The organism is Bradyrhizobium sp. AZCC 1578 (assembly GCF_036924675.1).
Taxonomy (GTDB): Bacteria; Pseudomonadota; Alphaproteobacteria; order Rhizobiales; family Xanthobacteraceae; genus Bradyrhizobium.
Genome location: NZ_JAZHRZ010000001.1, coordinates 4,243,152 through 4,268,791 on the forward strand (window position 1 = coordinate 4,243,152; position 25,640 = coordinate 4,268,791).

Consider the following 25,640-nt stretch of genomic DNA (forward strand, 5'->3'; position numbering starts at 1 on the left):
CTTCGCTGTCACACTCGGAGCAACGCGGTTCTGTACGCATGGCGACCTCCTTCCGGGGAATTGCCATTTTCCGATCAAAATGTGTGATGCTTTGCGCCCTTCGTTTCTCGAAGGGTGATGCGAAGTCTGGCGTGGTCGGGGCTTGTCTGCAATTCGTCCAGATGTTTGGCGAGATCATCCTTACGTATGCTGGCTCGCCCTGGAGCGTTTTCCAGCGAAGTGGACACCGGTTCGCGTCAAGAAAACGCGTCAAGACAAGAATCTAGAGCCCGGTTCTGATTCAATCAGAACCGAGAGGCTCTAGGGCCGGATCGGTTCATTTGGTTGCCGCCGCGCCATTTGGCGCCAGCGCGGCTTCGAGGCACTTGATCAGCGCTTCCCCATCGCACGGCTTGCTCAAGAAGCAGGTCGCTCCCGCCTTCATGGCCCGGGCGCGGTCGCTTTCGACCGAAAAGGCCGTGACGAATATGAAGGGAAAGCGATGGCCGGTGGCGAGTAGATGAGCTTGCAGCTCCAGCCCGCTCATGGCGGGCATTCTGACATCCGTTATCACGCACGAAGTGTCATTCAGATGCGGCGATTGCAGGAACTCCTCGGCCGATGCAAATGAATGGACGACGTAACCAAGCGACCTGACGAGATTATGGGTCGCGGCGCGAACCGACCCGTCGTCGTCGATGATTGATATGGCCCGATTGGACAAGGCGATCCTTTATCTGGAGACGACCAGAGGATGTCTTTTGCTGTGCCGCCGCGTCTTGGGAGAGTGCGCTGCAAATCAGCGAGGGAAAATCATACTTAGGTTTGCGACCGGCCGGATGCAGGCCCGGTCCCGAGTAGCTCGGCCATCCGTACCAGATCGGGCAGCGACTTCGCTCCCATTTTCCGCATGATATGCCCGCGATGTATCTTCACGGTGATCTCCGCCAGGCCGATTTCGGCTGCGATCTGCTTGTTCATGAGCCCCGACGTCACCAGCGCCATCACCTGCCGCTCGCGGGGAGTTAGCGTCGCGAAAAGCGCTTGTAGCTCCGAGAGAACCATCGCTTCGCCGCGGCTGTTGCGGTCGCGCTCGATTGCCGCGGTTACGGCATCCAGCATGTCCTGATCGCGGAATGGCTTGGTCAGAAAATCGACGGCGCCGGCCTTCATTGCGCGAACCGTCATCGGAATATCGCCATGACCGGTCATGAAGATGATCGGAATGTGAATGTCGGCCTTGGCCAGTTCGGCCTGAAAGTCGAGGCCGCTCAGCCGGGGCAGCCTGATGTCAAGAATCAGGCAACTGGGGGCATTCGGAAGCTTGTACTGCAGAAACTCGTGAGCCGAACCGAACACCTCGACGCGCAATCCCACTGAGCGAAAGAGATTGCTCAGTGACTCACGTACCGATGCGTCGTCGTCGATGACGAACACGACCGGTTCCTCGACGCTTGCGAGGCTGGAAGGCGATGCCGGCCGCGCGTTCACGCTGCATCCTCCTGAGTTAACGGCAAGGTGAACTGGAATGTCGCGCCAGGGCCGGCATTTCCGGACGCGGACAGCCGCCCACCATGAGCGCCGATGATGGAGCGGCAGATCGACAGGCCCATTCCCATGCCGCTGGATTTGGTGGTGAAGAAGGCGTCGAACAGCCGGCCAGCGTTCTCGGCTGCGAGGCCAACGCCGCAATCCTTCACCGTCACCACGATCTGCCCGTCTTCGTCCTGGCCTGTCCGGATCACCAGTTCCCGCGGCCGGTCCGTGACCGGCTGCATCGCCTCGATGCCGTTGATGACCAGGTTGAGAATGACCTGCTGCAACTGGACCCGATCGGCGATGACCAGCGGCAGGTCGGGCGAGAGCTCCAGCCGCAACGATACCTGGTGGCTGAGTAGCTCATGCTGCACCAGGCTGATGACCTCGTTGATGACATCGTTAATGTGAAGCGCTGTCTTCTGATCGGTCGCCTTGCTCACGAGCGCGCGGACCCGCTGGATCACTTCGCCGGCACGATTGCCGTCCTTGATGATCGCCTCCACGGTCCCGCGCGCTTCCTTCAGATCGGGAGGCTCGCGGTCGAGCCAACGCCGGCATGCGGCGGCATTGGTGACCACGGCAGCGAGCGGCTGGTTCACCTCGTGGGCGATCGAGGCGGCAAGTTCGCCAAGCGCAGTCACGCGCGTGACATGCGCAAGCGTCGCCTGCGCTTCATGCAATTCCATCTCGGCTCGCTTGCGCGCCGTGATATCGGTTACCGCCCCAACGAATTCGATGCTGCCAGATGCATCCTTCACCACATGCGCGGTGGCGTGGACATGCTTGATCGATCCATCGGGCATCAGCAATCGATAGCTATGCGCGAAGCCCTTGCCCTCGCTGGACGCGCGGTCGATGGTCCGTTGCACGCGTCCGCGATCGTCCGGATGAATGCGTTGAATGACGGTGGCGAGCTTGATGGAGGGGGCCTTTCTGAATCCAAATATTCTGAACGTCTCTTCCGACCAGATGATTTCGCCGCTGGCGACGCGCAAGCCGAAGCTGCCGGTGTGGCTCAATCGCTGGGCTTCGGCCAAATACATTTCGCTCTGCCGCAGCGCATTTTCAGCCTGCTTGCGCTCCGTGATGTCCTCGCACGCGATCAGGACGATCAATCGGCCGTCCAGCCGCCGCACGGCTTTAGCGTTCTCGCGAACCCAGAGGGTTGAGCCGTCCTTGCGTACCTTGCATATCTCCCAACTGTGGGTCTGGCCGATATTCTCCAGGCATATGGCGACGTTGCTCTGGGCGGCGGGTTGCTCTTCGGCCGGAAAGACTTTCAGCACGGATTTCCCGAGCAATTCGCTGACGGAGTAGCCAAGTTGTGCGGCGCCGAATGTATTGACGGACAGCACGGTTCCCGTCGCATCGACCATGAAGTACATCACCGGGTTATGCTCGAACACCTCCCTCCATTGCGCCTCGCTGTGGCGCAGCGCCTCGATCGCGCGCGTTTCGGGCGCTCAGTCGGCCCTCAAGCACGGCTTCCATCTGCCGTCGGGTACGCCCCACCAGGCCCATCATGACCAATGAGGCGGCAAGCGAAGCAATCAGCAGCACGAACGCAATGAAATGAGGCGCGGCCATCGGCACTGGGCCGAGCAGCAGCCAGATTCCGGCCACCGCTCCCAACGCCAGCGCCATGCTGCCGAGCAGCCATTGCTCGGCCGAGCTCCCGGACTTTATCGTCGGCTTACGCATCATCAGCACTGACACTCGGCCATCCCGAGCGGCGCTGCGTCGCCAGGTGTTCGCGACCATCAGCGGCGACAACGTCGCCCTCCTAACGGGCTGGATACTAGCAGCTTTTCGGATTTCCGGCGGGTAAAATCGGCTGATCATCCGCGGCTCTTTAACGTTCGGGCGCGCGATCTTTCGTGGGCGAGGGCCAGACTGCGATCCTAAACCTCGGTATGATCCGCCCAACCGAATGGAATGTTTGGATCAACCTCCGTTCAATGGTCCGCTCCCCCTCGACGATTACGCTGATTGGCTATCCGGATGGCGGCAGAGCGCAGGTTTTGCCATGCGGGAAGAGTGTTACGGAAAGGCCCAACGACCTGACCCCTTGCCGGCCCATCGCCGTGGTCAAACCCGCTTCGTTGGGGATCACCGACCGAACTCAGGGGATTGATATGCCGAAAGCACATTTGCATTTGATCCGTTGCTCTGACGACATCGAACCCGCAACAAATGGCCGCGACCGCAGGTTTCAGCCTATCGTTATCGATGGAGGCAGGCGAGCAAACGTCGTCCCGGTAGAGAGCCCGTGGGAACGCCTATTTGACCTGTTCGATCTGGGCATCCTGATTGCGCAGGCAAGCTATCTTACCTTCGTCGCGGCGAGCTTGGCCGCACTCGAGTCTCACGCTCGGGCTGCGGCAGAACGGACTACTTAGCAGCGCAGGGTGGGCAAAGGCGCGCATGCGCCGTGCCCACCATCTCTCGGCGATCGCACTTCTCTGATGCGCGTCGTCCCTGCGAACGCAGGGACCCATAACCACCGTACTTCGTTGTTGAAGCAAAGCCGTCTCGCAGTGTGCCATTTCCGCGGGCCGCGGCGTATGGGTCCCTGCGAACGCAGGGACGACAGTCGAGTATTGCGTTGCTAGTTCCGCGTCATTGCGACCCGTTGGCTCGCAATGACGGCTGGACCGCCGCGAGAGCAACGACATATCACGCCGCCGGCTTGGCGACGTTGTCTTCGGCAGAGAGCAGATGAAGCAGCGCGCTCTTGATCGCGGCCTGCCGGGTCGGCGCGTTGATCTGGGCGCCGAGCAAATCGGTGACGTAGAACACGTCGCGGGCGCGTTCGCCGAAGGTCGCGACATGAGCGGAGGCGATGTTGAGGTTGAGCTTCGAGATCGCGGTGGTGAGCTGATACAGCAGGCCCGGGCGGTCGAGGCCGGAGACCTCGATCACGGTGTAGCGATCCGACCACTGGTTGTTGATGATGACCTCGGGCTCGACCGCGAATGCACGCACCTTGCCGCGGTTGGCGGCCTTGCGTGCCACCACTTCGGGCAACCGCAATTTGCCTTCGAGCACGTGCTCGATCATCTCGCCGATCCGGGTCGCTCGCCGCCCCTCGTCCTCGTCGCGGTCGTATTCCCTTGATATCGCGATGGTGTCGAGCGCGCGGCCGTCGGTGGTGGTGTAGATCTGCGCGTCGACGATGTTGGCGCCGGCAGACGCGCAGGCACCCGCAATGATCGACAGCAGCCACGGATGGTCGGTCGCCAGTATCGTCAATTCGGTGACGCCGCGCGCCTCGTCGAAGCCGACATTGATCGCGAGCTGATGTCCGGCCTGTTCGCTGGCGCGGATAAAGCGCGCCTGGCGGATTTTTCGCTGCAGATCGACCTTGAGCCAGTAGGCGGGATAATGCCGCCCGATATAGGCATTGAGCTCCTCCTCCGGCCATTCCGTGAAGGCGGTGCGGAATTCGGCCTGCGCCACTGCGATGCGCTGGGCGCGGTTCACTTCCGAGAAGCCGCCGGTCAGGACCGGCTCGGTTTCGTAATAAAGCGTGCGGAGCAATTGCGCCTTCCAGCCGTTCCACACGCCGGGGCCGACGCCCCGGATATCTGCGGTGGTCAGGATGGTCAGCAGCTTCATCTGTTCGACGGATTGCACGACGGCGGCAAAATTCTCGATCGTCTTGCGGTCGGAGAGGTCGCGCGACTGCGCCACCGTCGACATCGTCAGATGCTCTTCGATCAGCCAGGCCACCAGCTCGGTGTCGGCGGTGTTGAAGCCGAGCCGCGGGCACAGTCGCCGCGCCACCCTGGCGCCCGCGATCGAATGATCCTCCGGGCGGCCCTTGGCGACGTCGTGCAGCAGGGTCGCGACATAGATCACCGCGCGATGTTCAGGCTGAATCTTGCGGAACAGGTCGCTGGCGACCGTGAACTCGTCATTGCCGCCGCGTTCGATCTCCTGCAGGAAGCCGGTGCAGCGGATCAGATGCTCGTCCACCGTATAATGGTGGTACATGTTGAACTGCATCATCGACACGATCTTGCCGAAGGCGCGGATGAAGTGACCGAGCACGCCGGTCTCGTTCATCCGCCGCAGCACGGTCTCGGCGTCGTTCGACGTCAGGATCTCCATGAACAGCCGGTTGGCTTCCGGATTTTCGCGGAGCTGGCTGTTCACCAGTTTCAGCGAGCGCGTCACCGTCCGCATTGCGTCGGGGTGGAAAGCGAGGTTGTTCTTCTGCGCCAGATGGAAGATGCGGATCAGGTTGACCGGGTCGTGCTTGAAGACGTCGGGCGCGGCGAGATTGATGCGGTTGTTGTCGATGATGAAGTCGTCGCTGTCGGGCACCCGCCGGCGCTTGGGGGCCGGCCGCAGCCGCGCCACCATCCGGCTCAGGACCGGCGCGGGCTTGGCCTGCTCCTCTTCCAGCTTGGCGCACAGGATCGCGGTGAGGTCGCCGACGTCCTTCGCCACCAGGAAGTAGTGCTTCATGAAGCGCTCGACATCCTGCATGCCGGGGTGCGAGGTGTAACCGAGGCGGACTGCGATCTCGCGCTGCATGTCGAAGGACAATCGTTCCTCGGCGCGACCGGAAACAAAATGCAGATTGCAGCGCACCGACCACAGGAAATCGGCGCAGCGGCGGAACGTGCGGTATTCCTGCGCGTCGAACACGCCGCGCTCGACCAACTCCCCGGTCTCGCGCACGCGGTAGACGTATTTGGCGATCCAGAACAGCGTGTGCAGGTCGCGCAAGCCGCCCTTGCCGTCCTTGACGTTGGGCTCGACCAGATAGCGCGATTGCCCGGCGCGGCGGTGTCGCTCCTCGCGCTCGGCGAGTTTGGCGGTGACGAATTCGGCAGCCGTGCCCTGCACGACGTCCTTGTCGAACCGGGCCACCAGCTCGTCATAGAGCGGCCGGTCGCCGGTCAAGAACCGCGTCTCCAGGATCGCGGTGCGGATCGTCATGTCGCCGCGCGCCTGGCGGATACACTCATCGACCGAGCGCGTGGCGTGGCCGACCTTCAATCCCATGTCCCACAGGCAATAGAGAATGGCTTCGGCGACCTGCTCGCCCCAGGCGGTCTGCTTGTAGGGCAGGATGAACAACAGATCGATGTCGGATTCCGGCGCCATCAGGCCGCGGCCGTAGCCGCCGGTGGCGACGACAGCCATGCGCTCCGCGCCGGATGGCACGTGCGAGCGATAGAGATGCCGCGTCGCGGCCGCATAGAGAATGCGGATGATTTCGTCCTGCATGAAGCAGAGCCGCTCCGCGCAGCGGCGGCCATGGCGATCCTTCAAGAGCACGGCCTGCGCGGTGGCGCGCGCCGCGATCATCTCGGCCTTGAGCAATTGCGCCAGCGCCGAGCGGAACACGTCCTCGCGGCCGGCATGTTTTTCGGCCAGCGCATCGACCGCTGCGGTGATCCGCGCGGTATCGAAACGGTCATCCGCCCCGGCGCGGTCCTCTGTCACGATGCTGTCCATGATCTCCCCGATATCGGACGGCGCAGGGGCTGTCACGGGCGATTGTACGGTCAACGCAAAGCTATGCCGCCGCCTCGGTGAATGCCAGCCATAACCCGTTGGAAAAGTGGGGATTTCCGATGGAGCATGCGGGCAGCCACGAGGGTGTGTGATGACAGCGCGTCGATAGCCCAGTATATCCGATGCACAAAAAAATCCGGGAGTAGAAAATGGACGCCGCCGAACTCCGAGCGATGCAGGCCCCGATCAAGGAACGCTACAAGTCCGATCCCTCGGCCGCGGTCATTACCCTCAAAGCCAAAGGCTCGATCGACCAAGAAGGCATTGCCTGCAAGGTCGAGACCGGCCGCGCGCTGGCAGTTGCGGGGCTGCACCCCGCCACCGGCGGCTCCGGCCTGGAACTCTGCTCCGGCGACATGCTGCTCGAAGCCCTGGTCGCTTGTGCCGGCGTGACGCTGAAGTCGGTTGCCACCGCCACCGATATTCCCCTGAAGACCGGCAACGTCATCGCTGAAGGCGACCTGGATTTCCGCGGCACCCTCGGCGTCGACAAGGAAGCCCCGGTCGGCTTCGAGGAGATCCGCCTGCGCTTCGAGGTCGCAACCGACGCGCCGCAGGACAAGCTCGATCTGCTGCTCAAGCTGACGGAGCGCTATTGCGTGGTCTATCAGACCATCAAGAACGGCCCGAAAGTCTCGGTGTCGATGAAGCGGGTGTGAGGCACATTGCTCGACGTCGTCCCTGCGAACGCAGGGACCCATAACCACCGAAGTCCATTGGTGAGGAAGTAGAAGAGCCGCACCGCCCATAATCGAAACGCCGCGGCGTATGGGTCCCTGCGTTCGCAGGGACGACAGGTAAATGTCCCCCGAACTCGCCTTCATCCTGACGCTCGGCCTGCGCATGGCGATCACCGCGGCATTCGTGGTGACGGCTTCCATCGTCACCGAACGCTCGGGCCCCGTCATCGGCGCGCTGATCGCGACGCTGCCGATCTCGGCGGGGCCGTCCTACGTATTTCTCGCGCTCGATCATGACGCGGCCTTCATCGCCGAGGGCGCGCTGGCGAGCCTGCCGATCAATGCCGCGACGATCTTCCTGGGGCTGACCTACGTCGTGCTGGCGCAGCGCCACGGCGCGCTGCTCAGTTGCCTCGCGGCGGTCGCCGTATGGCTCGCGTTCGCCGCGATCATCCGCTCGGTGCAATGGTCGCTCGCCGGCGGTCTGATCGTGAACGCCATTGCGTTTGCCATCTGCGTCCCGCTGCTTGCCCGCTACCGCCACGCCAAAATGCCGCCGATCCGGCGGCGCTGGTACGACATTCCGCTGCGCGCCTCGCTGGTCGCAACCTTGGTGGCGACGGTGGTCACGACATCCAGCTGGGTCGGTCCCAAGATCAGCGGCATGATCGCGCTGTTCCCGATCGTGTTCACCTCGATGATGCTGATCCTGCATCCCCGGATCGGCGGCCCGCCGACCGCGGCCGTGCTCGCCAACAGCGCCTGGGGCTTGATCGGATTGGGCATCGCGATCGCCGTGCTGCATGTCGCAGCACCGCAGTTCGGCTCGGCGGTTGGGTTGAGCCTCGCGCTCGCGACGTGTATCGGCTGGAATCTGAGCCTGTGGTGGCTGGGGCGGAGCAAGGCGGCGACCTAGCCGTCATTGCGTCGCTCGCAATGACGATGGACTACCCCTTCGGCAGCTTCGCCTTCAGTGCATACAACGCCTCCAGCGCCTCGCGCGGCGACATCTCATCGGGATGCAAGGCCTTCACCGCTTCCACCAGTTGCTCCGCCTCGCTCGGGGCCGCGGCTTCGGCGGCAGCGCGGGAGGGGACGGCGAACAGCGGAAGATCATCGGCGAGCGCGCGGGCGGTCTGGCCGCGGTCCTGCGCCTCGAGCTTGGCCAGCACCGACTTGGCGCGCGCGATCACCGCCGGAGGCAGGCCCGCGAGCTTCGCCACCTGGATGCCGTAGGACCGATCGGCCGAGCCCGGCAGCACCTCATGCAGGAATACGACATCGCCCTGCCACTCCTTGACGCGCACGGTGGCGTTGAACATCCGCGGCAGCTTGGCGGAGAGCGCGGTCAGCTCGTGATAATGCGTGGCGAACAGCGCGCGGCAGCGATTGGCCTCGTGCAGATGCTCGATCGCGGCCCACGCGATCGAGAGGCCGTCGAAGGTGGCGGTGCCGCGGCCGATCTCGTCGAGGATAACCAGCGAGCGCTCGCTGGCCTGGTTCAAAATCACGGCGGTCTCGACCATCTCGACCATGAAGGTCGATCGTCCCCGCGCGAGATCGTCGGCCGCGCCGACGCGTGAGAACAGGCGGTCGACGACGCCGATCCGGGCGCGCGATGCCGGCACGTAGGAGCCGATCTGCGCCATCAGCGCGATCAAGGCGTTCTGGCGCAGGAACGTCGACTTACCGGCCATGTTCGGGCCGGTGATCAACCAGATCTGACCCGACTTCTGGCCAGGCCCCGGCGAGAGGTCGCAGGCATTGGCAATGAACGGCTGGCCGTCGCGCTTCAGCGCCTGTTCGACCACCGGATGCCGGCCGCCCTCAACGGCGAAGCCGAGCGAGCCGTCGACCTCTGGCCGCACGTAATTGTCGTCTATCGCAAGCTTCGCGAGCGCGGTCGCGACATCGAGCAGCGCGAACGCATGCGCCGCGGCGCGCAGATCGTCGCTGGCGGCCAGCGCCATGGCGCAAAGCCGCTCAAAAATTTCCAGCTCCAGATTGAGGGCGCGGTCGCCGGCATTGGCGATCTTGGCCTCGATCTCGCCGAGCTCGGACGTGGTGAAGCGAACCTGCCCCGCGAGCGTCTGGCGGTGTATGAAGGTCGCGTTCAGCGGCGGCGCCATCAGTCTGTCGCCGTGCTGCGCCGTGACCTCGACGAAATAGCCGAGCACGTTGTTGTGCCGGATCTTGAGTGCCTTGATGCCGGTATCGTCCGCGTAGCGCGCCTGCATCGCGGCGACCACGAGGCGGGAGGCGTCGCGCAGGTTTCGGCTCTCGTCGAGCGCGGTATCATAGCCCTCGCGGATGAAGCCGCCGTCGCGCTTGATCAGCGGCAGTTGCTCGGCGAGTGCGCGTTCGAATTCGCGCGCGAAATCGCGCGAGGGGCGGCGCAGCGCCTCCATCACGGCGATGATTTCAGCCGGTGCGGCTTCGAGCTGCACGAGGCGCGCCAGCGCCTGGTCTGCCGCGAGAATGCCGTCGCGCAAAGCGGCGAGGTCGCGCGGGCCGCCGCGACCGACCGACAGCCGCGCCAATGCACGCGACATGTCGGGTGCAGCGCGCAGCGTGGTCCTGATATCGTCACGTGCGGCGCTATCGGTAACAAATGTCGCAATCGCATCCAGCCGCCGGGCAATCGCGGCGCTGTCGGTGAGAGGCGCGGCGAGCCGTTGCGCCAGTAGCCGGGAGCCTGCGGCGGTGACCGTGCAGTCAATCGCATCCAGCAGCGATCCGCGCCGCTCGCCGGCGAGCGTCCGGGTCAGTTCGAGATTGGCGCGGGTGGCGGGATCGATCGCCATCGTCGTGCCCGCAGCCTCCCGCGATGGTGGCGACAGCGGCGGACGCTTGCCGACCTGGGTGCGGTCGATATAGGTGACGGCGGCGGCCGCAGCGGTCGCCTCCAACCGCGTCATCGCGGAAAGACCATCCATGGTCGCGACCGCGAAATAGTCACAGAGGCGCCGCTCCGCGGTGGCGCCGTCGAAGACGTCGCGGGTCAAGGGCGTCACTGACGGCAGTTCGCGCAGCAGCGGCCCCAAATCAGGATCGCCATAGAGCGCGTCGGTGACGATGGCCTCGTTCGGATTGATCCGCGCCAGCGTCGCCGCCAGTTCCGCGGTCGAACATTCCGTGACCATGAACTCGGAGGTCGAGATATCGATCCAGGCGAGGCCAATGCGGTCGCCTCCGGAGGAGGCGCGGGCGCGCGCGATTGCCAGCAGATAATTGTTGGTGCGGGCATCGAGCAGGGTGTCTTCGGTCAGCGTGCCCGGCGTCACCAGCCGCACCACGCCGCGCGCCACCACGCTCTTGTTGCCGCGGGCGCGCGCGGCGGCCGGATTCTCGGTCTGCTCGCATACGGCAACGCGATGGCCGGCATTGATCAGGCGATGCAGATAATCCTCGGAGCGTTCCACCGGCACGCCGCACATCGGGATATCCATCCCCTGATGTTTGCCGCGCTTGGTCAGCACGATGCCGAGCGCCTTCGAGGCGATCTCGGCGTCCTCGAAGAACAGCTCGTAAAAATCGCCCATCCGGTAGAACAAGAGCAGCCCGGGGTGGGCAGCCTTGATCTCAAGGTACTGTTCCATCATCGGCGTGACGCGCGAAGGTGCATCGGTCGCCGGCGTGGCCTCGGGAGCTGCGGGGGCGGGGATGGATTGCTGGATGGTCATGCGGGCGGCAAACTACAGAATTTCGCCGCTCGGTCCTATTCCCTTACCTGCGTTGTCAGAGTTTTCCACGCCTGGGCCGCTCGACCGATTATACGCCCGGAGCATGACGGCCCCTCCGCGAAACCGCCGCGGGGCAGCCATGCCTCAATTGACCTGCCGCGGGTGCGCTCCTAAAACTCGCCATCAAATCTGGGTCAACGCCTAAAGCACGGCATTCAGGGAGAGATTCTATGCGTGATGTATTCATTTGCGATGCCGTCCGGACCCCGATCGGCCGTTTCGGCGGATCGCTCGCCAAGGTGCGTGCCGACGATCTGGCCGCAGCCCCGATCAAGGCGCTGATGGCGAAGCATCCCGATCTCGACTGGTCGCAGGTCGACGAAGTATTTTTCGGCTGCGCCAACCAGGCCGGCGAGGATAACCGCAACGTCGCGCGGATGGCGCTGTTGCTCGCGGGCATGCCGGAATCGGTTCCCGGTCAGACGCTGAACCGCCTCTGCGCGTCGGGTCTCGATGCGGTGGGCGCCGGAGGCCGCGCGATCCGCGCCGGGGAAATCGACTTCGCGATTGCCGGCGGCGTTGAATCGATGACGCGGGCGCCGTTCGTGATGGGCAAGGCGCCGGAAGCGTTTGCGCGCTCGGCCGAGATTTACGACACCACGATCGGCTGGCGCTTCATCAATCCCCTGTTGAAGGCGCAGTATGGCGTCGATGCGATGCCGGAGACCGGCGAGAACGTCGCCGAAGAATTCCAGGTATCGCGCGCCGACCAGGATGCGATGGCGATCCGCTCACAGCAGCGCGCCTGTGCTGCGATCGCCTCGGGCTATTTCGCCGAGGAAATCACGCCGATCCAGGTGCCCGGTGGCAAGGCAGGTCCCATCACCGTCGACAAGGATGAGCATCCGCGTCCCGAAACGACGCTCGAAGGATTGGCAAAGTTGAAGCCGATCGTGCGCAATCCCGGCACGGTGACGGCGGGCAATGCATCCGGCGTCAATGACGGCGCGGCGGCGATGATCCTTGCCTCTGAGCTAGCTGTGAAGAAGCACGGGCTGACGCCGCGGGCGCGCATCCTCGGGCTTGCTTCGGCCGCGGTGCCGCCGCGCATCATGGGCATCGGTCCGGTGCCGGCGACGAAGAAGCTGATGGAGCGGCTTGGCATCAAGATCTCTGACTTCGATTTGATCGAGCTCAATGAAGCCTTCGCTTCCCAGGGCATAGCCTGCCTGCGCCAACTGGGCGTCAAGGACGATGCCGACTTCGTCAACCCGCATGGCGGCGCGATCGCGCTCGGCCATCCGCTCGGCATGAGCGGCGCGCGGCTGGCGCTGACGGCGGTGCACGGCATGGAGAAGCGGGGCGGAAAGCTTGCCTTGGCAACCATGTGCGTTGGCGTCGGCCAAGGCGTCGCGGTCGCGATCGAAAAGGTCAATTAAGACAATGGCTTGGGAAGGTGAAAAATCGCTCTTTCCCAAATTAGTTATGTCATATAATGATCCGGCGGCGCGGCTCAGCGACAAAATCGCAAAGCATTTTGCGCGGCGACTGCGATGCGAGGGAGGAATTCGTCATGACATTGGTCTATCCAGTGCAAAGTCTCGCGGCGCATCCGCCGCGGCTGTCTCCCGCCTACAAAAGCACGGTCAAGCGTTCGCCCTCCAAGCCGCTGATTCCGATGCGTCATACGCTGTCGGAATTGACCGGGCCGGTCTATGGCCACGAGACCGTGCGCGCGAACGATCATGACCTCACCGTTCACGGCAAGGGCGAACCGATCGGCGAGCGCATCATCGTGCACGGCCATGTGCTCGATGAAGACGGCCGCGGCGTGCCGAACACGCTGGTCGAACTCTGGCAGGCCAATTCCTGCGGCCGCTATGTCCACGTCGTCGACCAGCATCCCGCGCCGCTCGATCCGAATTTCACCGGCGCCGGCCGCGCGCTGTCCGACGCGCAAGGCTACTATCGCTTCGTCACCATCAAGCCCGGCGCCTATCCCTGGGGCAATCACCACAACGCCTGGCGGCCGGCCCATATCCACTTCTCGGTGTTCGGCCACTCCTTCGTCTCGCGCCTGGTGACGCAGATGTATTTCCCCGGCGATCCGCTATTCCCGTTCGATCCGATCTTCAACTCGGTCACCGACGAGAAGGCGCGCAACCGGATGATCTCGTCATTCGATCTGGAGAACACCAAGCCGGATTGGGCGCTGTGCTACCGCTTCAACATTGTGCTGCGCGGGCGCAACGCCACGCCGATGGAGAACAGTTAAGTGCCTCAGACCAAACCGGACGGCATTACCCCGTCGCAGACCGTCGGTCCGTATTTCGCCTATGGCCTGACGCCGAATGGCAAATACGACTGGAACGATGCGTTCAACAACAATCTGGTGACGCCGGACACCTCGGGCGAGCGCATTCGCGTCGAGGGCACGGTGTTCGACGGCGACGGCGTGCCGGTGCCGGACTGCATGCTGGAGATCTGGCAGGCGGACGCGCAGGGCCGGTTCTCCGATCCGCAGGACAAGCGGGCATTGCCGAATACGTCATTCAAGGGATTCGGCCGCATCGGCACCGATGCCAAAGGCGGCTATGCGTTCGACACGATCAAGCCGGGCGTGGTGCCCGATCCCGACGGCAAGCCGCAGGCGCCACATATCGTGCTTGCGGTGTTCGCACGTGGCATGCTCCTGCATAATTACTCGCGAATTTATTTCGACGGCGAGGCGGCCAATGCCGCCGATCCGGTGCTGGCGCTGGTCCCGGCCGAGCGCCGCTCCACGCTGATCGCGACGCGCCAACCGGGCAGCGGCAATGCGATCTATCGTTTCGACATCCATCTGCAGGGCGATAACGAGACGGTGTTCTTCGACGTGTAGCCGCGACTGCATCGCAGGAGCGGCGCGACAGGCAAGACTTCGCACATGATGACGCTTCGCCAGGTCGAGGTGATCCGCGCCGTGATGGTGACCGGCACGATCGGCGGAGCTGCGAGACTTCTGAACGTATCCGCGCCGGGCATCAGCCGGCTGGTAAAATATACCGAGAAGTCGCTGGGCGTCCGGTTCTTCCAGCGCCAGAACGGGCGCTATTTCCCGACAGCGGAAGCCCGCAACATCTTCGAGCAGATCAACGGCGTCTACGAGAAGATGGATGATCTCTCCGAGATCATCTCCAAGATTGGACGCGGCGACCTGTCGGAGCTGCGCATTGGCTCGGTGCCGAGCATCTCGCAGGTGATGGTGCCGCGCGCGATCGAGCGGGTGCGGCGCCGCTATCCCGAATTGCGGATCGACATCAACATCCTCAAGATCGAAGAAGCCGTCGACTACCTGTTGCTCGGCCGCGGCGATTGCGTCGCCATGAGCTACCGGCTCGAGCATCCCGGCCTCGACTTCCTGCCGCTGGCCTCGGGCGAGTTGTTCTGCATCGTGCCGGCGGGACATGAGCTTGCGGGATGCAAGCAGGTCTCGGCCAAGGAAATCATCCGCTATCCGCTGATCGGCATCGATCCCAACGATCCCTATGGACGGATCATGGCGGAGATATTTGCGCGCAACAAACTCGACTACGACATCACCATCCGCGCGCGCTTCGGCACCACGGTGTGCGCGCTGGTGAAAGCCGGCCTCGGTATCGCCGTGATCGACCAGTTTACCGTCGCGCATGGCGGCTATCCCGGCGTCGAACTATTGAAGATCGTCGAGCCGACCAGGTTCGACACCTACATCGCGGTAAAGCGCGGCGCGCCGCTGTCGCTGCACATCGAGCATTTTATCGACTGCCTGCGCTCGGAAATGCGGGCGGTGGGGCCGGGCAAGGCGGCGCTGCGAAAGCCCGATTCCAAGCCGCGCAAGAAATAACATGATGTTATCTATCTGGCATAAATGGGTAATTGTGTTAGGTCGGCAAAGCGCTATCGTTCGGCCGGATCGGGACGTTCCCGAGCCGTCCGCTGGCCCTTACGCGCATTTGCGCCCGACGACGAGATCATGAGCCCTGCCGCCCGCCCGATTGCTCCGGCCGATCGCCGTTTCCTCACCGGCCTGATCGGCGCGCCGATTGCGCATTCAGCATCGCCTGCGATGCATGAGCGGGCCGCCGAAGCGCTCGGCGCTCATTGCCACTACCAGCTTATCGAAGTTGCCGGTGCAGGCCGCGAAGAGTTGCGGTTGCTGCTCGACGGCGTGCGGCGCCTCGGCTTTGCGGGCGTCAACGTCACCTTCCCGTACAAGGAAACGGTGGTTTCCCTGCTCGACGAATTGTCGCCCGGTGCGCGCGCGATCGGCGCCGTCAACACCGTCGTGGTCCGGGATGACCGGCTGATCGGGCACAACACCGACACAACGGGATTTGCCCGGGCGATCACCGAACTCGTCCGCGATCCCGCGCAGAGCGTTGTCGCCGTGATCGGCGCGGGCGGTGTTGGCAAGGCGATTGCCTTTGCGCTTGCCGGAATTGGCGTGGCGGAAATCAGAATCTTCGACACTGATGCAGCCAAGGCAACGCAACTTGCCGGCCTGATCGAGAGCCGTGGCAGCACAAAGGTTGCCGATAGCGTCGAGGAAGCCATGCGCGGCGTCAGCGGCGTGGTCAATGGCTCGCCGGTCGGCATGCTGCCGAACCGTCGCACGCCTGTGCCGGATGCGCTGCTGCACAGGGATATTTGGGTGGCGGACGCGGTCTACACGCCGCTCTGGACGCCGCTGTTGAATGCCGCCAAAGCGAAGGGCGCCGAGGTCATGACCGGACGCGAGCTCGCGATCTACCAGGCGGCGGACGCCTTCGAACTGTTCACGGGACTGAAGCCATCGGCCGTCGAGATGGGAAATGCATTCGACGCCGTGATGGCCAAACGCTACGCTAAAGTGAATGCGGCGTAACAGCACGGCCGCTTACAAGGCCGTCTTTTTGAAACAACAAGAGGGGATGGAAATGAGATCTGGAATCTTTGCCGGGCTATTGCTCGCTACCGTATCGGCCGCAACCGCATTTGCGCAGGGAGCACCGATCAAGCTCGCCGATGTCGCCGAACTGTCGGGCGGCGGCGCCACCGTCGGCAACAACTGGAAAAACGGCATCGATCTCGCGATCGAGGAGATCAACGCCAAGGGCGGCGTGCTCGGCCGCAAGCTCGAAGTCACGCATGCGGATTCGCAATCGAATCCCGGCGTTGCGCGCGCGCAGGTGCAGAAGGCGCTCGACAATGAGCCCTACGTCCTGCTCGGGCCCGGCTACTCGGGCTCGGTCAAGGTTACCTCGCCGCTCGCCGCGGAAGCCGGCATCACCCAGATCATGGGGGGCGAGGCGGCTGAACTGACACAGGGCGGCAACAAGTTTCTGTTCCGCACCTCGTTCGGCCAGCAATCCTCGATGCCAAAAGTCGCGAAGTACATCAACGATGAGCTGAAGGCCAAATCGGTCGCGATCGTCTGGGTCAACAACGACTTCGGCAAAGGCGGACGCGACGTCATCACTAAGGAATTCGCCAAATACAACATCAAGGTCGCGGCAGACCTTTCCACCGAAGCGGGGCAGGCCGATTTCGCCGCCGACGTCAGCAAGATCAAGGCCGCGGCGCCCGATGCGGTCTTCGTCTACCTCAACGAGGAAGAAAGCGCGCGCATCCTGAAAGAGCTGAAGCGCCAGGCAGTCGCTGCGCCGCTGGTGGGCGAGACTACCCTGGTTGGTCAAAAGGTCGTCGAACTGGCTGGAGACGCGGCCAACGGCGCGCGCGGCCACGTCGGGCTTACCACCGACGCACCCGTCGATCTGGTCAAGGCCTTCCGGGAAAAGTTCGTCAAGAAGTACAACTACGTGCCCGATCACAACGGACTCAAGGGCTATCTCGCGATCTACATGGTCAAGGCGACCACCGAGAAGATGGGCAAGGTCGACGCCAAAAAATTCGCCGATACGCTTCACGGCCTCACCATCAAGGCCGCGAGCGAGCCCGGCATCCTGATGGATGTGACTTTCGATGAGAAAGGCGACATCGATCGCCAGGGATTCCTGGTCGAGATCGTCGAGGGCAAGCAGGTCGTCAAGCAGGTGCTGCCGAAGCTAAATTGAGTTACGGCGACGGTGGCGCGCGGAGGGGCGCGTCACCGCCGCGATCAGAAATTTCGAAACAGCATTGATATCGTCCGCGTCTGACGGGTGAGGGAGAAGCATGTCCAATCTGCTCGATCTGCTCGTGGCAGGCCTAGCGACCGGGGCGATCTATGCCCTTGTCGCCGTCGGTTTCACGCTGCTGTGGCAGACGTCGCAAACCATCAATTTCGCGCAAGGCGAATTCGTGATGCTGCCGGCGTTCCTGATGCTGGCGGTAATGCATGCGGGCGCGCCGTTCTGGCTCGCCATCATCCTTGGCATCCTGCTGTCGCTGCTGCTGTTGGGGCTCGGCTTTAAGCTGCTGCTGGTCGACCCGATGCTGCGGCACGGCGTGCTGCCACTCGCGATCGCAACCATGGCGCTCGCGATCGGCATGAAAGAGGCGGTGAAGCAGTTCTTCAGCGCGGAAGCCTCGCCGTTCCCCTCTATCGTGCCGGTCGGTGATGTCTGGATCCTCGGCCGCGTGGTCTCGTTGCAGAGCCTCGGCGTGCTCGCACTTGCGATCGCCGTGGTGATCGGCCTGACTGCGCTTTTGAACCGCACGTCGATCGGTCACCAGATGCAAGCGACCGCACAGAATCCGACGGTTGCCCGCATCATCGGCGTGCCGGTCGAACGCATGATCCTGCTGACGTTCCTGATCAACGCGTTTCTGGTGGCCTTGGCGTCGCTGCTGATTACCCCGATTTATCTGGCGAAATTCTCCTCCGGCGAAGTGCTGGGGCAGGCGGCGTTCATCGCGGCGATCGTCGGCGGCTTCAACCAGGTGCGCGGCGCCATTGCCGGTGGGCTGTTGATCGGCGTCGTCGACAATCTGGCGGCGGCCTATGTATCGACGCAGTACCGTGCCGCGGTGCCGTTGATCCTGCTGATCGTCATCATCCTGTTTCGTCCGCAGGGGCTGCTCGGCCGGCCCGAGGAGCGCACGGTATGACCGCAATCGGAAAATACTGGCGTATTGCCCTCGGCGTTGCCGTCATCGCGGCGCTGATCATCGTGCCGATGAATTTCAACCGCTATGGCCTGTATATCCTCAGCCAATGGGCGGTGATGACGATTGCCGCAATGGGGCTCAATCTGACGCTGGGATATGCCGGCCAGGTTTCGCTGGCGCAGGGCGCCTTCGTCGGCATCGGCGCCTACGCGGCAGCGATCATGACCACGCAGGGCATGCCGCTGATTGCGGCGCTCGGCGTTGCGATCGTGCTGTGTTTTGCGATCGGATGGATCCTGGGCTATCCGGCGCTGCGCGTGCAGCACCATTACCTTGCCTTCGTGACGCTGGCGTTCTCGACGCTGGCCTTCCTGGTGTTCCGCAACGAGGACTGGCTCACCAAGGGCATCTACGGCATCTCCAATATTCCGCGGCCGAATGTCCTTGGCTTCGCGACCAACCGGCCGCTGCCGTTCTATTATTTCTGCCTCGGCTCGCTCGGCATCGTCTCGCTGGCGATGTGGTGGCTGATCCGCTCGCCCTGGGGCCGCGCTTTCGTGGCGCTGCGCGAAAATCCGGTGCGGGCGCTATCGCTCGGCATCGACACGCGCCGCTATACGCTGATGGCGTTCGCAATCGGGTCGGCCCTGGGCGGCGTCGCCGGCACGCTTTATGCGCCGCTGACGCAATATATCGATCCGGTTCCGTTCAACCTCTCGCTCTCGCTCGATCTATTGATGATGGTGATCGTCGGCGGCTCTGGATTCTTCTTCGGGCCGTTCCTCGGCGCAATGATTGCGGTGCTGCTGCCGGAATGGCTGCGCTTCACGCAAGGCTACTATTTGATGCTCTATGCGGTCGCCGTGATGCTGCTTCTGATCTATTCGCCGACCGGCATTCTCGGCATCCTCGATCGCTATCTGACCGAGCGTCGCACCAAGGTGGCGTCCGCCTTGCGGGCGGTCGCTAAATCCCGGCTGGAGACGGCACCATGACCGCAGTCCTCGAAGTCAGCAACATCAAGAAGAGTTTTGGGGGCATCAAGGCGGTCGACGGCGTCAGCTTCGACGTGCAGGAGGGCGAGATCCTCGGGCTGATCGGCCCGAACGGCTGCGGCAAGTCCACGCTGTTCAACTGCATCCTCGGGCAACTCACGCCGACCGATGGCGAGGTAAAGGTCGACGGCAAAACCGTCACGGGATTGCGGCCGTCCGAACTGAATCGTCTGGGCGTCAGCCGCACCTTCCAGCTTCTGCAGGTATTCCCGAAACTCTCGGTGCGCGAAAACCTGATCCTTGCTGGCCAGGAGCATCAGGGCAACATGGTGTCGCGGCTGTTCGGCCCCTCCGATGCCGGGCTGAGCGCGGCGGCCGACCAGATCATCGGCTTCTTCAAGCTCGACCATCTCGCCACCGAAGCCGCAGGCGGGCTGTCGTACGGCCAGCAAAAGCTGCTCGACGCCGCGATGGCGTTCATGGGTGGCCCGCGGCTGGTGCTGCTCGATGAACCGGCCGGCGGCGTCAACCTCACCATGCTCGGGGATCTCAAGGAACGGCTGGCCGCGATCAACCGCGAGAAGCGCGCCACCTTCGTCGTGATCGAGCACAACATGGAATTCGTGATGTCGCTTTGCACCCGCGTCATGGTGATGGCGGAAGGCAGGCTGCTGGCGATGGGCACGCCTGGCGAAGTCCGCGCCGATCCTGCCGTCATCGAAGCCTATCTCGGCCACTAAAGGGATCGATCCATGAGCGATGCTATCCTGGATGTTCAAGGCCTCATCGGCGGGTATGGCAAGATGACGATTCTCAACGGCACCAGTTTTTCGGTGCCGGCGGGCTCCATCACCACCGTAATCGGCCCGAATGGCGCTGGAAAATCCACCGTGTTCAAGGCGATCTTCGGCCTGTTGAAGCTGCGTGAAGGCAGGATCGTATTCAAAGGGCGGGACGTTACCGGGCTGAGGCAGCGCGAATTGCTGACGTCGGGCATCTGCTACGTGCCACAGGGACGCAACATCTTCCCCGAATTGTCGGTGCGCGACAACATCCAACTCGGCGCCGTCGTCGCCGGGCGGGACATCACCGATCTGCCCGCGCGGATCGAGGCGGCGCTCGACAAGTTTCCTGCGCTGCGCAAAAGGGCAACGCAGCAGGCGTCCACGCTGTCTGGCGGCGAGCAGAAGCAGCTCGAAATCGTCCGCGGGCTGCTGCTCAATCCGCAACTGGTGCTGATCGACGAGCCCTCGATCGGGCTATCGCCGCTGATGGTGCAGCAGACTTTCAACATCCTGAAGGAATTGCGCGACCGCGGCGTGTCGATCCTGATGATCGAGCAGAATGCGCGCTCGGCGCTGGAGATTTCCGACTACGGCATCGTGCTCGAACTCGGCCAGACCCGGCTCGTCGACAAAGCGGAGCGGGTGCTGAACGATCCCCGCATCGGGCAACTGTTCCTGGGTGGCGCCATGACGGAAACTGCAGCATGAACCAGCGCTCGATCGCTACCGTTTCGCTCAGTGGCGCGCTCGACGAAAAGCTGCGGGCGATCGCTGCATCCGGATTCGACGCCGTCGAGATCTTCGAGAACGACCTGCTGTCGTTCGCAGGCAGCCCGCGCGACGTCGGCCAGATGTGCCGGGATCTCGGGCTGTCGATCTGCGCCTTCCAGCCATTTCGCGACTTCGAGGGCATGCCGGAGCCGCAGCGAGGGCGCAATTTCGCCCGCGCCGAGCGCAAGTTCGACTTGATGCAGGAATTGCAGACCGACTTGATGCTGATCTGCAGCAACATCTCGCCGGCCTCGATCGGCGGCATCGACCGCGCGGCGGCCGATTTTCGCGAACTGGGTGAACGGGCCGCCGCGCGAGGCTTGCGCGTCGGCTATGAGGCGCTCGCCTGGGGACTTCACGTCAACGATTATCGTGACGCCTGGGAGATAGTGCGGCGCGCCGACCACAAATCGATCGGCATCATCCTCGATAGCTTTCATGCGCTGGCGCCGTCGTTCCCGACGCTGCCGATTCAATCGATCCCGGCCGACAAGATCTTTCTGGTGCAGCTCGCCGACGCGCCAAAGCTCGGCCTCGACGTTTTGTCGTGGAGCCGGCATTTCCGCTGCTTCCCGGGGCAGGGCGATCTTCCGGTTGCCCGTTTCGTGGAAGACGTGCTCGCTACCGGCTATGCGGGCCCGCTGTCGCTGGAAATATTCAACGACCAGTTTCGCGCCGGCTCGGCGGTGCGCACCGCGACCGACGGGCTACGCTCGCTGATCCTGCTCGAGGATGACGTCCGAACCGCGGCGTCGAGCAGTCCTGCGATGCCCTTGCCGCCGAAGGCGCGCAGCCGCGGCTTCGGCTTCATCGAATTCGCCGTCAGTGAAGAGAAAGCCAGCGACCTCGCGGCGCTGTTCGGCCAACTCGGCTTTCGCAAGACGGGAGCGCATCGCAGCAAGGACGTCGAGCGTTGGTCGCAGGGCCATATCGATCTCGTGATCAATTGCGAGCCTGATAGCTTTGCGCATTCGCATTTTGTCGCGCACGGTCCCGGGGTCTGCGCTATCGCTGTTGATGTCGATGACGCCGGCAGCACCATGGCGCGCGCCGAAGCGCTGCAGGCGCGCACCTTCTATCAGCCGGTAGGGCCGGGCGAGCTTGAAATCCCGGCGATCCGCGGCGTCGGCGGCAGTCTGCTGTATTTTCGGGAGCAGGCCGGCAAGAACTGGGAGCTCGATTTCGAGCCGCTGCGCAGCGATGCGGCTACCGATCGTCTCGACGCCGTCGACCACATCTCGCAATCGATGCCCTACGATGAGATGCTGTCGTGGCTATTATTCTATACCGGCATTCTCGATCTGAAGCGTCTGCCTCAGTTCGAGATCGCCGATCCGGTCGGCCTGGTGCAGAGCCAGGCGCTGATCAACGCCAACGAAAACCTGCGGGTGGTTCTGAACGGTTCATCGGCGACACGCACGCTGTCGGCCCGCTTCATCCACGAATTCTTCGGCTCCGGCGTCCAGCACGTCGCGTTCTCCTGCCGCGATATCTTTGCAGCCGTGGCCGACATGCGCGCGCGGGGTGCAGATTTCCTGAAGATTCCCGACAATTACTACGACGATATCGAGGCCAAATACGGCCTCGACGCCACGACGATGGCGGCGCTGCGCGACAATCAGATTCTCTACGATCGCGAAGGCGAGGGCGAATTCTTCCAGGCCTATACCCATGCCTTCGACGAGCGGTTTTTCTTCGAGATCGTCGAGCGGCGCGACTATCACGGCTTCGGCGCTGCCAACGCCGCGATCAGGCTAGCCGCCCAGACCCGGGAATCCCGGCCGTTTACCATGCCACGGGCCTGAGCGGCCGCGAATTCTGCGGCCACAAGAAACCCGCGGGAACGCGCGCGGCTTCGGAAAGTTCACCTCTGGGAAGGCTGTCGACGCCGTTCCGGAGGATCATGACCGATGAAGCGGGGGTCGGCCCGGCTGGCACTGTGGGTTATGCTCGTCGTGGTGCTGACGGCCACGTTGGCCGAGGCGGCTGAAGACGCCACGCGTCCCTCCGAATTCATCCTCATCCTTCAGATCGTGCTGTTGATCACGATCGGCCGCGGGCTCGGCGAGATCATGCAGCGGATCGGCCAGCCGTCGGTGATCGGCGAACTGCTCGCGGGGCTGCTGCTCGGCCCGTCACTGTTCGGATGGGTCTGGCCCTCGGCGCACGCGGCGATTTTTCCGCCCTCCGCTGAGCAGAAGGCCCTGATCGAAGGTCTCGCCCAGTTCGGCATTCTGTTGTTGCTGCTGCTGACGGGAATGGAAACCGATCTGAAACTGGTCAGGAAAGTCGGCAGGGCCGCGATCATCGTTTCCATCGCCGGCATCGTCGTTCCCTTCCTGTGCGGCTTTTTGCTCGGGCAAATCCTGCCCGATAGCCTGCTTCCGCATCCGGAGGCACGGTTGGTCGCCTCGGTGTTCCTGGGCACGGCGCTATCGATTTCTTCGGTGAAGATTGTCGCCGTCGTCGTTCGCGAGATGAATTTCATGCGCCGCAATGTCGGCCAGATCATCATCGCGACGGCGATCATCGATGACACGATCGGCTGGATCATCATTGCGGTGATCTTCAGCCTTGCCGCGCAGGGCACGTTCGACCTGGTCTCGGTGGGGCAGGCGGTGCTGGGGACGCTGATCTTCCTGGCCGTCAGTTTCACGATCGGGCGGCGGCTGGCATTTCGGTTGATTCGCTGGGCCAACGATACGCTGGTCAGCGCCTCCGCCGTGATCACGGTGATCCTCCTGCTGATGGGCGGCATGGCCCTGATCACCCATGCGATCGGCGTGCACACAGTGCTCGGCGCGTTTGTCGCCGGCGTGCTGGTCGGCGAATCGCCGATCCTGACCCGGCAGATCGACGAGCGATTGCGCGGGCTGATCACCAGCCTGTTCATGCCGGTATTCTTCGGTCTGGCGGGATTGAACGCGGACCTGACGGTTCTGAAGGATCCGAATTTGCTATCGCTCACGGCGCTGCTGGTGCTGATTGCAAGCATTGGAAAATTCGGCGGCGCCTACGTCGGCGGCAGTCTCAGCGGAATGAACCGCTACGAGTGCTTTGCGCTGGCAAGCGGCATGAATGCGCGAGGGTCGACGGAGGTCATCATCGCCAGCATCGGCCTTTCCATGGGCGTGCTGAGCCAGAACCTGTTCTCGATGATCGTCACCATGGCGATCCTGACCACCATCGCCATGCCGCCGATGCTGCGCGCTGCGCTGTCGCGGCTTCCCATGAAGGCGGACGAGAAGGAGAGGCTTGAACGAGAGGAACTGGAAGAGAAAGGATTTACCGCAAATCTGGAGCGTTTGCTGCTCGCGGTGGACGAGAGTGCCAACGCGAAGTTTGCATCCCATCTCGCCGGCCTCCTCGCGGGCGCGCGGGGTATTCCGATCACCGTGCTGCATATCGGCGCCCGTGCGAAGCGTCAGGAAGGAAAGCGCGACGAGGAAGAAAGCCCTGAAAGCGCGGTGAGGAGCGCGGCAAGGAGCATCGTCGATTCCGGCCCGGACGAGGCCGCGCGTGAGATCGACGTCACGACGCGCGCCAAGAGCAAAAGGCCGGCGGATGCCGTCATCGACGAGGCCCGGAAGGGGTTCGATCTGCTGATTGTCGGAATGGAAAAGGTGATCGGGACCAGGAACGGGTTTGATGAAAGAATCGAGAACGCTACATCGGGCTTCGATGGCCCGCTCGCAATCGTCGCCGCGAGGGGCAGCCATCTCAAGCAGCCCGCGGCAAGCTCTTCATTCAGGATTCTGGTCCCCGTGTCGGGTAGCGGCATCTCGCGCCGGGGTGCCGAAGTGGCAATTGCGCTGGCCCGTCCGGGTTCGACATCGGTCCGGTTCATCCATGTCGCTACGACCAGGGATCGGGGAGGACGTGGCGGTGCCAATATTTCATTGCCGCAACGGGAGGCGATCCTGAAAGCCGCCGGTTCGCTTGCTGCACATTACGGCATCGAGGCAACGACGGCGATCCGCGCCGGCGTATCACCCGAGCACGCGATCCTTCGCGAAATCGAAAGCAGCGGCGCTGATCTGGTTGTCCTGGGAGTCGACCGCATACAAGGCGAGACTCTCAGCTTTGGAGGCGTTGCGTCTGCCGTTCTGAAGAACTCGAGCGCCTCGGTCTTGCTGATATCAACCTAAGTAGCCGACCGGAACAAAGATCAAGAACCGCCGCGTGTCCAACGCGGGCGGTGAGCCATGGCTGCCCGGTTTCCAGATTTCATCATTGACATAACAGAAGAATTATATAATATATCAGTTATATAACTGACTTGAGATCCACGATGTCGAACCTTGATGCTGCCTTTTCCGCGCTGGCCGACCCGACTCGCCGGGCGATCCTGGCGCGCCTTGCGCTAGGCGAGGCCACCGTCATGGAATTGGCTGAGCCGTTCGAGATGACGCAGCCCGCCATCTCCCGCCACCTCAAGGTCCTCGAAGGCGCCGGCCTTATTCTGCGCCGCGTCGAAGGCACGAAACGGCCATGCCGGCTGGCGCCTGCGGCCGTCGCCGAGATCGACCAATGGCTTGCGATGCTGCGGCAGACGCTCGCGGCAAACTACAACCGGTTGGACGACGTGCTGGCCGAAATGAAAACCAAAGAGTGAAAGGCAATCCC

General features: G+C 63.2%; 22 protein-coding genes. 16 read left to right on the forward strand and 6 right to left on the reverse strand.

Going from position 1 to position 25,640, the window contains the following annotated elements; translation table 11 throughout:
* Window positions 1–316: 316 nt before the first annotated feature.
* From V1290_RS20210 to V1290_RS20225, 4 genes are all read right to left on the reverse strand, one after another.
* The gene (locus V1290_RS20210) at window positions 317–703 is read right to left on the reverse strand and encodes a response regulator transcription factor (RefSeq protein WP_334366032.1); all 387 of its coding nucleotides are present in this window, start codon (window positions 701–703) and stop codon (window positions 317–319) included.
* A gap of 95 nt (window positions 704–798) precedes the next feature.
* Window positions 799–1,470, reverse strand: coding sequence for a response regulator transcription factor (locus tag V1290_RS20215; RefSeq protein WP_334366033.1), 672 nt, complete (start codon window positions 1,468–1,470; stop codon window positions 799–801).
* A complete protein-coding gene (locus V1290_RS20220) occupies window positions 1,467–2,924 on the reverse strand; it encodes a PAS domain-containing sensor histidine kinase (protein ID WP_334366034.1) in 1,458 nt (485 codons plus the stop codon). The genes V1290_RS20215 and V1290_RS20220 overlap by 4 nt, the downstream gene beginning before the upstream one ends.
* Window positions 2,911–3,291 carry a hypothetical protein gene (locus V1290_RS20225; protein WP_334366035.1) on the reverse strand — a complete coding sequence of 127 codons (381 nt, stop codon included), beginning with the start codon at window positions 3,289–3,291 and terminating at the stop codon, window positions 2,911–2,913. Before V1290_RS20225 ends, V1290_RS20220 begins: the two co-directional genes overlap by 14 nt.
* Before the next feature lie 104 nt (window positions 3,292–3,395).
* Here V1290_RS20225 and V1290_RS20230 point away from each other — a divergent pair, with 104 nt between their 5' ends.
* Window positions 3,396–3,917 (forward strand): hypothetical protein, encoded by a 522-nt coding sequence (locus V1290_RS20230; protein ID WP_334366036.1) that lies wholly within the window; start codon window positions 3,396–3,398, stop codon window positions 3,915–3,917.
* 277 nt (window positions 3,918–4,194) lie between these two features.
* Here the strand turns inward: V1290_RS20230 and V1290_RS20235 are convergent, their stop codons facing one another.
* Complete coding sequence (locus V1290_RS20235) at window positions 4,195–6,990, reverse strand: [protein-PII] uridylyltransferase (protein WP_334366037.1); 2,796 nt, start codon at window positions 6,988–6,990, stop codon at window positions 4,195–4,197.
* Window positions 6,991–7,199: 209 nt separating this feature from the next.
* On the opposite strand from V1290_RS20235, the gene V1290_RS20240 reads away from it, so the two are divergent.
* Complete coding sequence (locus tag V1290_RS20240; protein ID WP_334366038.1) at window positions 7,200–7,709, forward strand: OsmC family protein; 510 nt, start codon at window positions 7,200–7,202, stop codon at window positions 7,707–7,709.
* Window positions 7,710–7,851: 142 nt separating this feature from the next.
* Complete coding sequence (locus tag V1290_RS20245; RefSeq protein ID WP_334366039.1) at window positions 7,852–8,646, forward strand: hypothetical protein; 795 nt, start codon at window positions 7,852–7,854, stop codon at window positions 8,644–8,646.
* 31 nt (window positions 8,647–8,677) lie between these two features.
* Here V1290_RS20245 and mutS read toward each other — a convergent pair whose 3' ends face one another.
* Window positions 8,678–11,413, reverse strand: coding sequence for a DNA mismatch repair protein MutS (mutS, locus tag V1290_RS20250; protein ID WP_334366040.1), 2,736 nt, complete (start codon window positions 11,411–11,413; stop codon window positions 8,678–8,680).
* 230 nt (window positions 11,414–11,643) lie between these two features.
* Here mutS and pcaF point away from each other — a divergent pair, with 230 nt between their 5' ends.
* The 13 genes from pcaF (at window position 11,644) to V1290_RS20315 (ending at window position 25,629) form a co-directional block, all read left to right on the forward strand.
* The gene (gene pcaF, locus V1290_RS20255; protein WP_334366041.1) at window positions 11,644–12,852 is read left to right on the forward strand and encodes a 3-oxoadipyl-CoA thiolase; all 1,209 of its coding nucleotides are present in this window, start codon (window positions 11,644–11,646) and stop codon (window positions 12,850–12,852) included.
* A 134-nt stretch (window positions 12,853–12,986) separates the two neighbouring features.
* Entirely contained in the window at window positions 12,987–13,688 is a 702-nt protein-coding gene (gene pcaH / locus V1290_RS20260) for a protocatechuate 3,4-dioxygenase subunit beta (RefSeq protein WP_334366042.1), read from the forward strand.
* Window positions 13,689–14,294 carry a protocatechuate 3,4-dioxygenase subunit alpha gene (gene pcaG, locus V1290_RS20265; protein ID WP_334366043.1) on the forward strand — a complete coding sequence of 202 codons (606 nt, stop codon included), beginning with the start codon at window positions 13,689–13,691 and terminating at the stop codon, window positions 14,292–14,294.
* A 45-nt stretch (window positions 14,295–14,339) separates the two neighbouring features.
* The gene (locus V1290_RS20270; RefSeq protein WP_334366044.1) at window positions 14,340–15,278 is read left to right on the forward strand and encodes a LysR family transcriptional regulator; all 939 of its coding nucleotides are present in this window, start codon (window positions 14,340–14,342) and stop codon (window positions 15,276–15,278) included.
* A gap of 129 nt (window positions 15,279–15,407) precedes the next feature.
* Entirely contained in the window at window positions 15,408–16,298 is an 891-nt protein-coding gene (locus V1290_RS20275) for a shikimate dehydrogenase (protein ID WP_334366045.1), read from the forward strand.
* Between the two features lie 52 nt (window positions 16,299–16,350).
* Window positions 16,351–17,487, forward strand: coding sequence for an ABC transporter substrate-binding protein (locus V1290_RS20280; RefSeq protein ID WP_334366046.1), 1,137 nt, complete (start codon window positions 16,351–16,353; stop codon window positions 17,485–17,487).
* Between the two features lie 100 nt (window positions 17,488–17,587).
* The gene (locus V1290_RS20285; RefSeq protein ID WP_334366047.1) at window positions 17,588–18,463 is read left to right on the forward strand and encodes a branched-chain amino acid ABC transporter permease; all 876 of its coding nucleotides are present in this window, start codon (window positions 17,588–17,590) and stop codon (window positions 18,461–18,463) included.
* Window positions 18,460–19,458, forward strand: a complete 999-nt coding sequence (locus tag V1290_RS20290) for a branched-chain amino acid ABC transporter permease (protein WP_334366048.1) — start codon at window positions 18,460–18,462, stop codon at window positions 19,456–19,458. The genes V1290_RS20285 and V1290_RS20290 overlap by 4 nt, the downstream gene beginning before the upstream one ends.
* On the forward strand, window positions 19,455–20,198 hold the full coding sequence (locus V1290_RS20295; RefSeq protein ID WP_334366049.1) for an ABC transporter ATP-binding protein: 744 nt from the start codon (window positions 19,455–19,457) through the stop codon (window positions 20,196–20,198). Before V1290_RS20290 ends, V1290_RS20295 begins: the two co-directional genes overlap by 4 nt.
* 12 nt (window positions 20,199–20,210) lie before the next feature.
* On the forward strand, window positions 20,211–20,951 hold the full coding sequence (locus tag V1290_RS20300) for an ABC transporter ATP-binding protein (protein WP_334366050.1): 741 nt from the start codon (window positions 20,211–20,213) through the stop codon (window positions 20,949–20,951).
* Window positions 20,948–22,819 (forward strand): bifunctional sugar phosphate isomerase/epimerase/4-hydroxyphenylpyruvate dioxygenase family protein, encoded by a 1,872-nt coding sequence (locus V1290_RS20305; protein WP_334366051.1) that lies wholly within the window; start codon window positions 20,948–20,950, stop codon window positions 22,817–22,819. The genes V1290_RS20300 and V1290_RS20305 overlap by 4 nt, the downstream gene beginning before the upstream one ends.
* Window positions 22,820–22,924: 105 nt before the next feature.
* On the forward strand, window positions 22,925–25,162 hold the full coding sequence (locus V1290_RS20310; RefSeq protein WP_334366052.1) for a cation:proton antiporter domain-containing protein: 2,238 nt from the start codon (window positions 22,925–22,927) through the stop codon (window positions 25,160–25,162).
* A 143-nt stretch (window positions 25,163–25,305) separates the two neighbouring features.
* The gene (locus V1290_RS20315) at window positions 25,306–25,629 is read left to right on the forward strand and encodes an ArsR/SmtB family transcription factor (protein WP_028347718.1); all 324 of its coding nucleotides are present in this window, start codon (window positions 25,306–25,308) and stop codon (window positions 25,627–25,629) included.
* Window positions 25,630–25,640 lie beyond the last annotated feature (11 nt).